Origin of the sequence: Martelella lutilitoris (assembly GCF_005924265.1) — a bacterium.
In the GTDB taxonomy this organism is placed as follows: domain Bacteria; phylum Pseudomonadota; class Alphaproteobacteria; order Rhizobiales; family Rhizobiaceae; genus Martelella; species Martelella lutilitoris.
Window position 1 is genome coordinate 330056 of record NZ_VCLB01000006.1, and the last position, 15030, is coordinate 345085.

A 15030-nucleotide genomic window follows, 5' to 3' on the forward strand; every position below is an offset into this window, starting at 1 on the left:
GAATGGCCGCTCTTTCCGGTGACAATCATGGGCTCAGACTTTTCACCCGCTATCTCGTTCTTGTGCTGGTGGCGATGGTCTTCGTTCTGCCGCTGCTGTTCATGGTGATGTCGTCGCTGAAGCCCGATGCCCAGCTTCTGCGCGACACCTCGTCGCTGAGGGCCTTCCTGCCCGTCGGCGACATCAGCCTGCAGAACTATGCCGATGCCTTCGATCGCGCGCCCATCGGCCTGTTCGTCTTAAATTCGGTGATGATCACCACGCTGACCGTGCTGGCTTCGCTGTTTTTATGCTCGCTCGGTGCGTTTTCCTTCACCTTCGTGCGCTGGCGCGGCAACGCGATCGTCCTCTCGATCGTGCTCGCTACGTTGATCATCCCGTTCGAGACCATCGCCATCCCGCTTTTGCTGTTCGTCTCGCGCCTGCCCTGGCTCGGCCTCGACGGGCTCACCTGGGGCTGGCTCAACACCTATCGCGTCCAGATCATTCCGTGGATCGCCGATGCGCTGACGGTCTTCCTGTTCGTCCAGTATTTCAAGGACCTGCCGCGCGAACTGATCGAGGCGGCGCGGGCGGAGGGCGCAAGCTGGTGGCAGATCTACCGCCGCGTGGTGATGCCGCTTTCGGGCCCGGTGATCGCCACGGCAGCAATCCTCAAGGCTCTGAAAATGTACAATGAACAATATCTCTGGCCGCTGATCGTGGTTCAGGACGAGGCGCACCGGCCGATCATGGTCGGGCTTGGCTATTTCTTCCAGCTCAACGTGCCTTGGGGCGAAGTGATGGCGTATCTCTCGATGATCACCATCCCGGTTCTCGTCTTCTATCTGGTGCTGCAGCGCGCCTTCATCGCATCCATCGCATCGACCGGCGTCAAGGGCTGAGGGGAGAAACAAAATGGCAGAACTGGCGCTCAGGGACGTCCGCAAATCCTTCGGCAAGGTCGAGGTCATCAAGGGCGTCGACCTTCAGATCAATGACGGCGAATTCGTCGTCTTCGTCGGCCCGTCGGGGTGTGGAAAATCGACGCTTCTGAGGATGATCGCAGGCCTGGAGGACATTACCGACGGCACGCTCGAAATCGGTGGTGCGCGCGTCAACGACCTGCAGCCGAAGGAACGCGGCATCGCCATGGTGTTCCAGACCTATGCCATTTTCCCGCATATGTCGGTGCGCGAGAACGTCGCCTTCGGGCTGACGATTGCCGGCGTCGGCAAGAAGGAAAAGGAAGAAGCCGTCCAGCGGGCGGCGCGCATCCTGCAGATGGAACATCTGCTTGACCGCCGCCCCTCGCAACTTTCCGGCGGCCAGCGGCAGCGCGTGGCGATCGGCCGGGCAATCGTGCGCAATCCAAGCGTTTTCCTGTTCGACGAGCCATTGTCGAACCTTGATGCCGCGCTGCGCATGGACATGCGCATGGAGATCGGCAAGCTGCACAATCAGCTCGGCGCGACGATGATCTATGTGACCCATGACCAGGTCGAGGCGATGACGCTTGCCGACCGGATCGTGGTCTTGAAGGATGGCGAGGTGCAACAGGTCGGCAGCCCGATGGAGCTCTACCACGAGCCCGCCAACCTTTTCGTTGCCGGCTTCATCGGCTCGCCCTCGATGAACTTCATGGATGTCGACATTATCGAGAAGGAGGGTGACGCCATCACCGTGCAATCGGAAGCCCTCGACCCGGTCACGATTCCAGTAACCAGGTTCGATTTTTCGGAGACGTCAAAGGCCCGGCTGGGGCTCAGGCCGCAATATCTCGATGTGGTCGAGGACGGCACGGCGGGCGGGCTGCACGGAACGGTGTCGCTCGTCGAGCGGCTCGGCACGGAAACCGTCATCAATGTCGAGCTTTCGCGCGGCGGCCGCATCGTCGCGGCGCTTTCCGAAGACCGCCCGCTTGAAACCGGGAGCGAGATCACCCTCGTCTTCGAGCCCGCCAGGGCACATCTTTTCCCGTTGGAAGAGTAAACGCCCCGACCGGCGAGCCGGGGCGCAATTGACGGGCGCGGGTCAGTTGGCGATTTCCACCGCGCGCTGCTCGTTGACCGTGGCTTCCGCCTCTTCCACGGCGGCCGTGAAGCGTGCGAAGATGTCCTCGCCGCCGGGAACGGAAGACTTGAACCACTCGAAGACCGGCTCGACAGCGGCCTTGAACTCGGCCTTTTCAGCCTCGCTCGGCACGTAAATCTCGCCGCCCGCCTTAAGGAACCCTTCATAAGCGGCGATTTCCTTGCGCTTCGGGCTGGCGAAGGTTGCCTGCTGCAACGCGTAGAAGGCATCGGCGACAATCGCCTTCTGCTCCTCCGAAAGGCTCTGGAACCGCTCGTTTGACATCCACCAGAAGGCGGCCATGTAGGAATGGCGGTCGAGCGTGATGAATTTCAACCCCGCATCGGTGAACTTCATGTTCATGATGTCAGTAATGCCGTTGGCCGTGCCCTGCACCACGCCGGTCTGCAGCGAGGTGAAGAGTTCCGGCCAGGCAATCGGCGTCGGCGAGGCGCCGAGCGCGCGCACCAGTTCCTGCGGCAGTTCCGCCGGCACGGTGCGCAGCTTCATGCCCTTCATGTCGGCCGGCGTCTTGATCGTGTGTTCGGTATTGGCGAAGTTGCGCCAGCCGCCCGTATTGCCGATCGTCATCAGGCGGATCGTTTCGCCGCTGTCGGCAAGCGCAAGATCGCGCAGCTCCGTGGTGAAGGGACCCGAGAGCACTTCCTCCGCCACGCGGTCGTCATTCATCAGATAGGGCAGATCGAGGATCTGCAGATAGGGAAACAGACCCGCAGCCCCGCCGGAGGTGGACATGTAAACGTCGATCGTGCCGTCGGCGATGCCCTGCAGGCATTCCTCACCGGTTGCGCAGATCTGCGTGCCCATGAAAATCTCGACAGCGATCGCGCCATTGGAGGCGTTTTCGATATAGTTTTTGAAGACGACGAGACCGTCATAATCCTCGTCATTCTCGTTGGAATTGGCCGTGGCGCGCAGCGTGATGTCGGCAGCCGCCGCAACCTGCCCCGCCGAGATGGCAAGCGCACCGGCGACGAGCGCCGTCTTGATCATGTCCTTGAGCATGTCAGTCCTCCCTGTGTTTTGCTTATATTGCATGTTTACTCCAGAAACCCGAACAGCCGCGGCAAGGTCAGGCTGATCGCGGGAATATAGGTGATCAGAAAGATGATCGCCGCCTCGACAGCGAGGAACGGCAGCACGGCGCGCGCCACGGTCTCAACGCTCAGCCTTGACACGGAGGAGGTGACGAACAGAACCAGCCCCATGGGCGGCGTCAAGAGGCCCACCGTCAGGTTGACCGCCATGATGATGGCGAAATGAACCGGATCAACGCCCATGTTCAGGAAGACCGGCCCGAGGATCGGCCCCAGAATGATGATCGCCGGTCCGGCATCGAGAAACATGCCGACGACAAAGAGCAGGATGTTGATCAGGAACAGCAGGATCAGCGGGTTTTCCGTGAGCCCCAGCAAGACCGAGGCGAGAAGCTCCGGCGTATGCGACAGCGAGGCCACTGTCTTGAAGGCCATGGCGGCGCCCACCAGCAGCAGCACGACCGAAGAGGTCAGCCCCGACCGCATCAATATGCCCGGCACATCGCGCACGTGAAGCGAGCGCAGCACGAAGAAGCCGATGAAGAAGGCATAGGCCACCGCGATCGCCGAGGCTTCCGTCGGCGTGAACACGCCGCCCAGAATGCCGCCCATGATGATGATCGGCGTCAGGAGCGGCCAGAAGGCCTTCAGGCTGGCATTGCCGCGCGTTTTCCAGTCGGCTTTTTCCGTCGCGGCCGGAAGCCCCTCGCGGTCGGCCATCAGTCGCACCAGCACCATCAGCGATACGCCGATCAGAATACCCGGAACAATGCCCGCCAGAAACAGCGCGGCAACGCTTTCGCCCATTACATAGGCATAGATGATCATGATGCCCGAAGGCGGAATGATCGGCCCGATGATCGAAGAGGCGGCCGTGACGGCAGCGGCGAATTTTCGGGAATAGCCCTGTTTCTCCATCGCCGGGATCATCATCGCGCCGAGCGCGGAGACGTCGGCGACCGCAGAACCAGAGAGGCCTGCAAACAGCATGGAGGAGAGGATGTTCACATGGGCGAGGCCGGCGCGAAAATGGCCGATCACGGCCTGGGAGAACTCCACAAGCCGCTCGGTGATGCCGGCCCGGTTCATCAATTCGCCCGCCAGCATGAAGAACGGCACCGCCATCAGCGGAAAGGAATCCATGCCATTATAGACATTGCGATAGAGCAGCACGATGTCGCGCTCCTGGCCATTGAACCAGAGCAGCAAGGCAGGCGCCGCAATGAGGGCAAACAGCACCGGCAGGCCGCAAAACAGGAACACCAGAAAGAGCGGCAGAAACAGGCTCAGCATCACTCCGCCTCCAGCACGACGCCGCCTTCAAGCGGTTTCAGCCTGTCGCCCGCGCCGAAGAGTTCGGCCAGAAGCCGCAACATCAGCTCGATGTTGATGAAGAACATCATGGTGACGCCGGTTGCAAGCGACGCCATCATCCAGGCGCGCGGCACCTTCATCCATGTGGAGAAGTCGAGTGCCGTCGGCAGCATCAGCGACGGCATGGTAAAGCGTCCGCCAATCCCCGTCACCTCGTTCCAGCCGATATCGACCCCCCACCACAGGACGACGGCCGAGACAAGAAGAAGGACCAGGTTCAGGATCACCGCCGGCCTTTCCGGCAGAAAGCGCTTGACCGTGTCGATGCTGATGAAGCCGCCATGACGAAAGGCGGTCGGCGCCATGAGGCTCACCATCCACAGCATCAGGAAACGGGCGAGTTCCTCCGTCCAGGCGAGCGCGTCGTTGAGCACATAGCGGAAGAAGACCTGCACCAGGATCACCACGACCATCAGCCCCATAAGGAAGGCGCCCGTCCAGCGGCCGAGCGCAAGCACAGGGCGGTTGACCCGCGAAAAGACTGAAGCTGCGGCCAGCAGTAGAAACATCCGTTCACCCGTCTTGCGTCTTCCGGACCATGCTTATCGGCCGAAAGGCGTATAAAACGCTCAGCCGGTGCAGAAGCCCAGGCGCCCTGTCTAGCCCAGCAGGCGCGCCTCCGCACGGTTTTTTCTGAAGAAATCAACGATTGCGGCCATCTGCCGCCAACACGAGAAACGGCCGCAGGCGCGAATCTCCGCAGCACGGCGGCCCGGTCACGCCTGTTTTACCAGGAATGGTGCTGGACGGGGCCGCTCCGGCGCATATACTTGATCGATAAACAGAACCGCTGCGCATTGCGGAACGAGGGGATCGCGGCCTTTCGCCCGGAAACGGTTCAATAACAACGAAGCCCGGCGTGCGCTCTTTTTGAGGACGTGCGGGCGTCCCGTATTTGGAGAGGCCAACCCGATGAGCCGCCTGCCCCTCAAACTCGAGATCGACGGCCCGCCAGCCAACGGGGATACGCTCGATCTCATTCTCGAGACCGTGCGCACCCATTTCGAAATGCAGGTGGCCTATGTGTCGGAAATCGTGGACGGCAATTCGATATTCCGTGCCGTCAGCGCCCCGGGTTTCGAGGCGCTTGCCTTCCCCGGCGCGGTTCTCAGCCTGCAGGAAGTCTATTGCCAGCACATTCTCGATGGCCGGTTACCGAACGTTATGGCCGATACAGCGGACCATCCGCTGGCCGTCTCGATGCCGATCACCACAAACATTCCGATCGGCAGCCATCTGAGCGTTCCCGTCTACCGCGATGACGGATCGGTCTTCGGCATGTTCTGCTGTCTGCGTTCGACCCCGCACCCGACGCTCGGCGAGCGCGACCTGAAGATCATGGAAACCTTCGCCAACCTCGCCAGCAGGCAGATCAATACTGGCCTGCGCCGGCGCAGCGAAGCCGCCGCCGCCGAAAGCCGCATCGACAGCGCGCTCAAGGGGGATGCCCTGCGCATCGTGTTCCAGCCGATCGTCTCGCTCGAGACCGGCGCACCGATCAAGTTCGAGGCGCTGTCGCGCTTTGCCGGAGAGCCCTACCGCCCGCCGAACCTCTGGTATGAGGAGGCAAGCGCGATCGGGCGGCAGGTTGATCTGGAATCGCTTTCGATCACCAGGGCGCTCGCGCTGTTCACGGAACTTCCACCCGACGTGACGATCGGCGTCAACGCCTCGCCGGAGACCATCGCCACCGGCGTGCTTGCCGATATCATCCGCACCGTCGACCCGCGCCGCGTGGTGGTGGAGGTGACGGAACATGACGTCGTCGAAGATCACGACCGGCTGGGCTTCGAACTGGACCGGCTGAGATCGCTCGGCGTCAGGACGGCGGTCGACGATGTCGGCGCCGGCTTTTCCGGCCTCGTGGCGCTCTTGCGGATGAAGCCCGATATCCTGAAGCTCGACATCGAACTGATCCGCGATATCGACGCCAATCCGGCCAAGCAGGCGCTTGTCGCCGGCATGGTCCATTTCGCCGAGCAGACCGGCGCGACCACGATCGCGGAAGGCGTCGAAACGGAAGCCGAGCACGCCACCCTGCGCCGCCTCAGGGTGCAACACGGCCAAGGCTATCTCTTCGCCAAGCCGATGGACGTCGAAGACGTCAGTGCCTGGCTCGCGGCATGGCGCGGACAGGCCCGGCGAGGCTGAGCAGCGACGTAAAAGGCGGAAAATTCACGGGAAATGAAAAAGTGAATTGGTGCCCAGAAGAGGACTCGAACCTCCACACCCTTGCGAGTACCAGCACCTGAAGCTGGCGCGTCTACCAATTCCGCCATCTGGGCAACGACCGCTCGTTTAAGAGACCCGGCGGGTTTCGTCAACGGGTATTTGACGTTTTGACGACAAAAAATTCGACCGCCCCGCCTGCCGGGCGCGCAGGCCTCAGTCTCCGGCCCTCTGCGCGTCCGTGCGGTCGGCATGGCCAAGATCGCGTTCGGGGTCGACGATATCGCGGACCAGTTGCTTCAATTCCTTCGGACCGGGAAAGCCGCCGTCGCGCTTGCGCTCCCAGACGAGCGCGTCGTCAACCCGAATTTCGAATATACCGCCGGTTCCGGGCTTCAGCGTCACGGCGCCGAGTTCGAGCGAAAAGGTCGAGAGCAGCTCCTGCGCCATCCAGGCCGAGCGCATCAGCCAGTTGCACATGCTGCAATATTCTATGGTCACCACCGGTTTTTCGCTCATCGGCGTTCCTCTCTTCCGCAATATCGCTTCCGCGTTGCATAGGCGCATGACCGAACGCAAGGCAAGAGCGGCATGCGGCAATTATTCTGGCAGCGATGGTTCCGTGATAATCTGGGCGAAAGGGAAGGGGGGAGCCTGTCATGACGGAAGAGGTCTTTGAGGGCGGTTGTTTCTGCGGCGCGGTGCGCTTTGCCATGCGCGGACGGCCGATTTTCATCCACGCCTGCCATTGCAGGGACTGCCAGCGGCAATCGGGCGGTCCCTTCGTCATCAACGGGTTGACCGAGGCGGACCGGATCAGGCTGACAAAGGGCGAGCCCGCACGCCGGACGCAGCCGACCGATAGCGGTTATCCGCATGACGTCTATTTCTGCGCGGACTGCGGCTCGGCCTTGTGGAGCGATTACGGCAGGCGCGGCTGGATGCTGTTCGTGCGCATCGCCACGCTCGATGCGCCGGAAAGCTTCGTGCCCGATGTTCATATCTACACGGTTTCGAAACTGCCCTGGCTGCCGCTGCCGGACGGCGCGCCGACATTCGAACGTTATTACGACCTGAAGAGCGTATGGCCGGCCGCAAGCATTGCGCGGCGTGAAAAAGCACGGGCGCTTGCCGAGAGAAAGCGAGACAATCCGGTCTGATTTGCGCGGCAGCGGGAACCAAAAGCCTGCTCGAAGGTTGCTTTTTCAGGCAAAATAGGCCTTTCTAGCGCAAAGACAGGACCGCAGATGAGTATCAATGTGAAACCGTTCCTCGCCACGACCTTTACCGCCTGCGCCCTGCTTCTGGCGGGCTGCACCACCTATGAACAGCCGCGCAGCCTGCCCGCGCCCTCCCAGCCGCAGGCCCCGCGCACGGCCGTCGACGGCCAGTGGCTGGACAAGGACGGGATTATCTCCAGCTTCTCCGCCGGCCGGTTCGAGACGCGCACGACGGATTCCAACCAGGTGCTTGCCGTCGGCAGCTATATCGTCAACGGCAATGTGGTCGAGATCGACGTGACTTCGGTGCTGCGCCAGACCCGTTCGCGCGTCAACTGCGCCATCGCTGCGCCCTATCTGTTGAACTGCACGCCGAGCCAGGGCGCTCGTTTCTCGCTCTACAAGCCGGCGGCCGCGCCGGTCGGGTTCACGCTCGATGATGCCGCCGCCATGACGGCGAATGCGAGCGGACAGCCCATTTCGCCCGGGTCAACCATGCCGTCCCAGCAGATGGGCGCCACCCAGCCGCAGATGCGCAGCCAGACCTATTCCCCGGCCTATCCCGCGGCGACGAGCCCCGGCGTCAATTTCTCGGGCCTACAGAGCAGTTCCGACTACTGACGGAGAGAACGGCGCCTTCAACCCATAAGGCGCCGCCAAAACCCTCGCATCCGTCAAATCCGGACTTGACGGCATGCCTAAAATCATCGTCACATTCCATGGCTATACTCGGCACCGGGGCCCAAGCGCCGCGCCCTTTCTTCGAACCAGGAGTCTGCCATGCATTCCCTTTCCAAAGCCGCCCTGCTCGCGGCTTCCGTGCTGTCGCTTTCGGCCGGCAGCGCGTTTGCCGATTTTCAGTTGAACATCCTCCATATCAACGACCTGCATTCGCGCATCGAGGCGATCAACAAATATGATTCGACTTGCTCGACCGAAGAAGCCGATGCTGGCGAATGCTTCGGCGGTATTGCGCGGGTCAAGGCAGCGATCGACGGAAAACGGGCAGAGCTCGAGGGCGAAAACCTTCTGGTGCTTGATGCCGGCGACCAGTTCCAGGGCTCGCTGTTCTACACCGAATACAAGGGCGCCCCGATCGCCGAATTCATGAACGGCATCGGCTTTGATGCCATGGCCATCGGCAATCACGAATTCGATGACGGTCCGGAGGAACTGCTGAACTTCATCAACGCCATCGAGTTTCCGATTCTTTCGGGGAATACGATCGCTGCGGACGACAGCATCGTCGCCGGCAAGTTCGATGACTATACGGTTTTTGATTTCAACGGCGAGAAAGTTGCGGTGGTCTCGGTTCTCGCCACGGATACCGGCGAAACATCCTCGCCCGGCGCAAAGATCTCGTTCGAGGACGAAATCGAATATCTGAAGAAGGCCGTCCCGGAAATCGAGGCTGAGGGCGTCAACAAGATCATCCTGCTCTCCCATGTCGGCTACAAGCGCGACCAGGAGATTGCAGCAGCGGTTGACGGCATTGACGTGATCGTCGGCGGCCACAGCCACACGCTCCTTTCCAGCACGGATGAAGATGCCGCAGGCCCCTACCCGACGATGGTCGCCAACCCGTCCGGCGAAGAGGTTCCGGTCGTCACCGCCTATGCCTATTCCAAATATCTCGGCGACCTCGCCGTCACCTTCGACGATGACGGCAAGGTAACGGATGTCTCCGGCGCCCCCATCCTGCTCGACGCATCGGTTACGCCCGACGAGGCCTTTGCCGCGCGCGTTCAGGAACTCGATGCCCCGCTTGAGGAACTCAAGCAGCAGGAAGTCGGCGAATCGACAGCTGTCATCATCGGCGACCGCAACGTCTGCCGCGCCGAGGAATGCCCGATGGGCAATCTCGTCGCCGATGCCATGCTGGAGCGGGTTGCCGACCAGGGCATTACCATCGCCATCCAGAACGGCGGCGGCGTGCGCGCCTCGATCGATGAAGGCGTCGTCACCATGGGCGAAGTGCTGACCGTGCTTCCCTTCCAGAACACGATCGCCACCTTCCAGCTCAAGGGCTCCGACATTGTTGCCGCGCTGGAGAACGGCCTCTCCAAAATCGAGGAGGGCGCCGGGCGCTACCCGCAGGTCTCCGGGCTCAAATACACCTATGACGCCAGCAAGGAGCCGGGGAGCCGCGTGGTATCCGTTGAGGTCGAAACCGGCGAGGATGAGTTCGCCCCCATCGATCCCGACACGGTCTACGGCGTCGTCACCAACAACTATATGCGCGGCGGCGGCGACGGCTATGCGGTCTTCGCCGAAAAGGGCATGAACGCCTATGACTTCGGCCCGAACCTGGAAGAGGCCGTTGCCGAATATCTCGGCGAGAACAGCCCTTATACGCCCTATGTGGATGGCCGCATCACCAATGTCGCCAAATAAGGCTTCAATCTGAAAGCGCCCAGGCGGCCCGGCATTGTCGGGCCGTTTGCTTTTTCGCGAAGCGATGCAGCAATCTCGTGGTCTGGCGGGGCATGGGCTTCGTATCTATATAGGGCGAAAGGTCCGGCGCCATCTCGAAGAAATCGGACCCCATGAAACGGAACCGGGAAAGATCAATGTCTGAAATGCATGCCGCCTGGCCGGACAACCACCCAAGCGTCGCCTTCGGCAAGGTCGGCGTCCTGCTGGTCAATCTCGGAACGCCGGACGGCACCGACAAGAAGTCGATGCGCCGCTATCTGGAAGAGTTCCTGACCGACAAGCGGGTGATCGAATGGCCGAAGGCGCTCTGGTATCCGATCCTTTACGGCATCGTTCTCAATCGTCGCCCGGCGAAGGTGGGCGAGGCCTATGAGCTGATCTGGAACAAGGAACAGAATGAGAGCTTTCTGCGCACCTACACAAGGAGCCAGGCGGAAAAGCTCGCGGGACAGTACGCAGGCACCGAGAACCTGGTGATCGACTGGGCGATGCGCTACGGCCAGCCCTCGATCCCCGCCCGCATCGAGGCGCTGAAGGCGGCGGGCTGCGAACGCATTCTCCTCTTTCCGCTCTACCCGCAATATGCCGCCTCGACCACGGCCACGGTCAACGACAAGGCGTTCCAGACATTGCTCGACATGCGCTGGCAGCCGGCATTGCGCACCGTGCCCCCCTATCACGACGATCCGGTCTATATCGACGCGCTGGCGCAGTCGGTGACCGACCATCTGGAAACGCTCGACTGGGAACCGGAGATTATCATCGCCTCCTTCCACGGCATTCCGCAATCCTATTTCAAGAAGGGCGACCCCTATCACTGCCAGTGCCAGAAGACGGCGCGGCTCCTGCGCGAAAGGCTCGGCCTCTCGAAGGACAGGCTGATGATCACCTTCCAGTCCCGCTTCGGGCCGGAGGAATGGCTGCAACCCTATACGGACAAGACGGTCGAAGGCCTGCCGAAAAAGGGCGTGAAGCGGATCGCCGTGATCAATCCCGGCTTCGTCTCCGACTGTCTGGAAACGCTGGAAGAGATCGGCGAGCAGGCGCGCGAAAGCTTTCTCGAGCATGGCGGCGAGAAATTCACGCATATTCCCTGTCTCAACGATACGCCCCTCGGCATGCGGGTGATCGAACATGTGGTGAAGCGCGAGCTTCGCGGCTGGCTGGAATAGACCGGGCGCAGAGATGAAAAAGACACGCAAAGCGTGTTTCCCTATGATAAGAACAACAAGGCACCACCACCTTCGGCCGGTGCACGGGAGGAAATGACATGGCTGCACTGACCGGATTTTCCGTCACGATCATCATTCTGGCGATCCTGATCCTTCTGACGCTCTTTGCCGGCATCAAGACCGTGCCGCAGGGCTATGGCTACACGGTGGAGCGCTTCGGCCGCTATACCCGCACGCTGACACCCGGTCTCAACCTGATCATCCCCTTCATCGATCGCATCGGCAAGCGCATCAACATCATGGAGCAGGTGCTCGATGTGCCCGAACAGGAGGTGATCACCCGCGACAATGCCAGCGTCGAGGCAGACGCGGTCGCCTTCTACCAGATCCTCAATCCGGCAAGCGCGGCCTACCAGGTCGCCAATCTGGAAATGGCGATCCTCAACCTGACCATGACCAATATCCGCTCGGTCATGGGATCGATGGACCTCGACGAACTGCTCTCCAACCGCGATTCGATCAATGAGCGGCTTTTGCGCGTCGTCGACCTCGCCGTCGAACCCTGGGGCGTGAAGGTCACCCGTATCGAAATCAAGGACATTCGCCCGCCGACCGACCTCGTGGAGGCCATGGGCCGGCAGATGAAGGCCGAGCGCGAGAAACGCGCCCAGATCCTTGAAGCCGAGGGCAGCAAGACGGCGCAGATCCTGCGCTCGGAAGGCTCAAAACAGTCCGCCATTCTGGAAGCCGAGGGCGAGCGGGAAGCCGCCTTCCGCGAGGCGGAAGCGCGCGAGCGACTGGCGGAAGCCGAGGCGAATGCGACCCGCTCAGTGTCTCTGGCAATCGCCGAAGGCGATATTGCCGCGATCAACTACTTCGTCGCGCAGAAATACACCGAAGCCATGGCCTCGATCGGCACGGCGAAGAACGCCAAGATCGTGCTGATGCCGATGGAGGCATCATCGCTGATCGGTTCTCTCGGCGGTATCGGCGCGATTGCCAAGGAGGTCTTCGGCGCGGATGGCGACGGATCGAACGAGCCGACGGCGCGGCGCTCGACGCCTTCGGTGCGATCCGGCAACTCGGAAAGCTGACCGACGATGGAGCCGATGCTTGACTTCTTCACCGCTGCAGGCCCCTGGGGCTGGTTCATCGCCGGCCTTCTGTTGCTGGTCGCGGAGCTGATCCTGCCCGGCGTTTTTCTGATGTGGGTCGGCATCGCAGCCATCATCCTCGGCGCGCTCTCTCTCGCCTTCTGGCCCTTCGGGTTCTGGGGCTGGCAATTGCAGGTGCTGCTGTTTGCCGTCCTTTCCGTCATCGCCATTCTCGTGGGGCGAAAAATTCTGAAGAACCGGGAGACGACCTCGGACGAGCCGCTGCTCAACCAGCGCGCGGCAAGCCTTGTCGGCCGCACGGCCATCGTCATCGACGCCATTACCGACGGACGCGGACGCATCAAGCTCGATGATACGCTCTGGGTCGTGGAAGGGCCGGACCTGCCGGAAGGCGCCCATGTGCGCATCGTCTCCGGCGACGGTCGCAGGCTGACGGTCGCGCCGGTCGAAGCCCCGTGAGGCGCGTTAAGCCGCGCCGATCCTGAGAAAATCGTGGAAATGAACGATGCCGACCGGATGGTTGTCTTCGTCGACCACCATCAGCGCCGAGATATTGTGCTTGTGGATCAGCGCCAGCGCGCCCGAGACCATCATCGTTTGCCGAACCGTTTTCGGCCCGGCCGTCATCACGTCATCGACGGCGAGCGCGCTCATGTCGCGGGAAAGATTGCGCGCCAGGTCGCCATCAGTGACGATGCCGGCCAGACGCCCGTCATCATCGATGACGCCGACGCAGCCGAAACGGCGCTTGGAAAGCTCCATGATCGCTTCCGGCAGCGGCGTGCCTGTGCGCACCAGCGGGATTTCCTCGCCCACATGCATGATGTCGGCCACATGCGAAAGCAGCGCCCCGAGCTTGCCGCCCGGGTGATAGACCTTGAAATCAACGGCGGAGAAGCCACGCACCTCGAGAAGGGCAATCGCCAGCGCATCGCCGATTGCCAACTGCATGGTCGTCGAGGTCGTCGGCGCAAGTCCCAGCGGACAGGCCTCTTCCGCCTTCGGCAGAGAGAGTACGACATCAGCGGCAAGCGCCAGAGAGGATTGCTTCCCGGCCGTGATGGCGATCAGCGGGATGGCGAAGCGACGGGTATAGGCGACAAGCGCCGTCAGTTCGCTGCTTTCCCCGCTCCAGGACAGCGCGACGACCGCGTCCTTCTGGGCGATCATCCCCATGTCGCCGTGATTGGCCTCGGCCGGGTGCACGAAGAAGGCCGGCGTTCCGGTTGAGGCGAAGGTGGCGGCGATCTTGGTGCCGACATGGCCGCTCTTGCCGACGCCCGAGACGATCACATGGCCTTGCGTTTGCCTGAGCAAGGCGACGGCCTTTTCAAAGGGCTCGCCCAGCCCGTTTTCAAGCGCCTCGGCAAGCGCGTCGAGCCCCTTCTTCTCGAACGCCAGCGTTCTCAAGGCGGAAAGGGTCGCATCACCTGCGTCGGTCTTGTCAGTCGTCTCGTCCATGCACCGCTGTTAGCGCCTTTGGGTTTCGCAATCAATAGAACAATCGCCTTGGAGCTGGCAGCACGCAGCGCCCGTCATCCGGCCTCCGGCAGGCCGGCCTTTCGCCGCATCCAGTCGTGCGCCAGACCGGGCCAGGCGCCTTGCGTGCCGTCGAGCGACCGCAGGGCGAAGCCATGCGGCGCATCGGCAAAGACATGCAGGTCAACGTCGAGCTCCAGAGCGGAGGCCGTTTCTGCAAAATTGAGAGCATGCCGCAGCGGCACGGAGCGGTCATGCGCCGCATAGGCGAGAAACACCGGAATCTTTGGCAGGCCACGGGGGTGCTCGGCAAGCCCGATCGGCCAGTCGTCATAGAAATCCTGCTTTTCGACCGGCGGATAATCCGGCTTGCCGTGCGGGAACTTGTGGGCGCGGTGGTTGGCGTTGATCGGCGCATAGCAGATCAAGGCGCCAGCCGCTTTCAACCGGTGCGGCTGGCAGGCCATGACGCCAGCCAGATGCCCGCCGGAGGACAGGCCGAAATGGAAGAGCGGCAAGTTGCTTTGCGCACCGGCAAGGTAATCGAGCGCCAGCAATCCGTCTTCAAGCGCAATGTCCTTCCGATAGCGCCCGCCCTTGCCGTCATCAGCGCCCGGCAGCCGGTGAATGAGGAGATTGACCTCGATCCCGAGCCCGTTCAGCCAGGCGGCCACCTCCGGCCCCTCCTTGTCATAGACGATCTTAGTATATCCGCCCCCGGCATAGAGCAGCACGCGCGCGCGGGCTGCCTTCGCGCGCCAGACGTGAAGCTCCGGGCGGTGAACCGTGGTGAATTGCCGGTCAGGCCGCTCGCCCTCGAGCCGGTTTTCAGGGCCTTCGCCAAGCGCAATGATGACCGGTTCGGTTAAGTTTGGTGATGACATGTTCATACTTTCGGCACCAAAAAGGGCGACGCTCAAGCGCGCCGCCCGGTATAACTCGCAAGGCGTCGCAG

The 15030-nt window shown here is 61.9% G+C and carries 15 protein-coding genes and 1 tRNA gene; 9 read left to right on the forward strand and 7 right to left on the reverse strand.

What is annotated here, in order from left to right:
• The first annotated feature begins 2 nt into the window (after positions 1–2).
• A complete protein-coding gene (locus FF124_RS12655; protein WP_138748854.1) occupies positions 3–884 on the forward strand; it encodes a carbohydrate ABC transporter permease in 882 nt (293 codons plus the stop codon).
• A 13-nt stretch (positions 885–897) separates the two neighbouring features.
• The gene (locus FF124_RS12660; RefSeq protein WP_138748855.1) at positions 898–1971 is read left to right on the forward strand and encodes an ABC transporter ATP-binding protein; all 1074 of its coding nucleotides are present in this window, start codon (positions 898–900) and stop codon (positions 1969–1971) included.
• Positions 1972–2013: 42 nt separating this feature from the next.
• On the opposite strand, the gene FF124_RS12665 is transcribed toward FF124_RS12660, so the two are convergent.
• Genes FF124_RS12665 through FF124_RS12675 form a run of 3 tightly spaced genes read right to left on the reverse strand, consistent with a single transcriptional unit; the run spans position 2014 to position 4993 of the window.
• The gene (locus tag FF124_RS12665) at positions 2014–3078 is read right to left on the reverse strand and encodes a TRAP transporter substrate-binding protein (RefSeq protein WP_138748856.1); all 1065 of its coding nucleotides are present in this window, start codon (positions 3076–3078) and stop codon (positions 2014–2016) included.
• Between the two features lie 35 nt (positions 3079–3113).
• Entirely contained in the window at positions 3114–4403 is a 1290-nt protein-coding gene (locus tag FF124_RS12670) for a TRAP transporter large permease (RefSeq protein ID WP_138748857.1), read from the reverse strand.
• Complete coding sequence (locus tag FF124_RS12675) at positions 4403–4993, reverse strand: TRAP transporter small permease (protein WP_138748858.1); 591 nt, start codon at positions 4991–4993, stop codon at positions 4403–4405. The genes FF124_RS12670 and FF124_RS12675 overlap by 1 nt, the downstream gene beginning before the upstream one ends.
• A gap of 403 nt (positions 4994–5396) precedes the next feature.
• On the opposite strand from FF124_RS12675, the gene FF124_RS12680 reads away from it, so the two are divergent.
• Positions 5397–6635 carry a sensor domain-containing phosphodiesterase gene (locus tag FF124_RS12680; RefSeq protein ID WP_138748859.1) on the forward strand — a complete coding sequence of 413 codons (1239 nt, stop codon included), beginning with the start codon at positions 5397–5399 and terminating at the stop codon, positions 6633–6635.
• Between the two features lie 47 nt (positions 6636–6682).
• Here the strand turns inward: FF124_RS12680 and FF124_RS12685 are convergent.
• A tRNA-Leu gene (locus tag FF124_RS12685) sits at positions 6683–6769 on the reverse strand.
• Positions 6770–6869: 100 nt separating this feature from the next.
• Positions 6870–7172, reverse strand: coding sequence for an Rdx family protein (locus tag FF124_RS12690; protein ID WP_138748860.1), 303 nt, complete (start codon positions 7170–7172; stop codon positions 6870–6872).
• A 140-nt stretch (positions 7173–7312) separates the two neighbouring features.
• On the opposite strand from FF124_RS12690, the gene FF124_RS12695 reads away from it, so the two are divergent.
• The 6 genes from FF124_RS12695 (at position 7313) to FF124_RS12720 (ending at position 13055) form a co-directional block, all read left to right on the forward strand.
• Positions 7313–7813, forward strand: a complete 501-nt coding sequence (locus tag FF124_RS12695) for a GFA family protein (RefSeq protein ID WP_138748861.1) — start codon at positions 7313–7315, stop codon at positions 7811–7813.
• An 87-nt stretch (positions 7814–7900) separates the two neighbouring features.
• On the forward strand, positions 7901–8494 hold the full coding sequence (gene omp10, locus FF124_RS21035; protein ID WP_246072401.1) for an outer membrane lipoprotein Omp10: 594 nt from the start codon (positions 7901–7903) through the stop codon (positions 8492–8494).
• A 159-nt stretch (positions 8495–8653) separates the two neighbouring features.
• Entirely contained in the window at positions 8654–10267 is a 1614-nt protein-coding gene (locus FF124_RS12705) for a bifunctional metallophosphatase/5'-nucleotidase (protein ID WP_138748862.1), read from the forward strand.
• 176 nt (positions 10268–10443) lie between these two features.
• Complete coding sequence (gene hemH / locus FF124_RS12710) at positions 10444–11481, forward strand: ferrochelatase (protein ID WP_187326919.1); 1038 nt, start codon at positions 10444–10446, stop codon at positions 11479–11481.
• 98 nt (positions 11482–11579) lie between these two features.
• The gene (locus tag FF124_RS12715) at positions 11580–12575 is read left to right on the forward strand and encodes an SPFH domain-containing protein (RefSeq protein ID WP_138748863.1); all 996 of its coding nucleotides are present in this window, start codon (positions 11580–11582) and stop codon (positions 12573–12575) included.
• Positions 12576–12590: 15 nt separating this feature from the next.
• Complete coding sequence (locus FF124_RS12720; protein ID WP_425462533.1) at positions 12591–13055, forward strand: NfeD family protein; 465 nt, start codon at positions 12591–12593, stop codon at positions 13053–13055.
• Between the two features lie 6 nt (positions 13056–13061).
• Here the strand turns inward: FF124_RS12720 and FF124_RS12725 are convergent, their stop codons facing one another.
• Positions 13062–14057, reverse strand: coding sequence for a KpsF/GutQ family sugar-phosphate isomerase (locus FF124_RS12725; RefSeq protein WP_138748865.1), 996 nt, complete (start codon positions 14055–14057; stop codon positions 13062–13064).
• Positions 14058–14131: 74 nt separating this feature from the next.
• Complete coding sequence (locus tag FF124_RS12730; protein ID WP_138748866.1) at positions 14132–14959, reverse strand: alpha/beta hydrolase family protein; 828 nt, start codon at positions 14957–14959, stop codon at positions 14132–14134.
• Positions 14960–15030 lie beyond the last annotated feature (71 nt).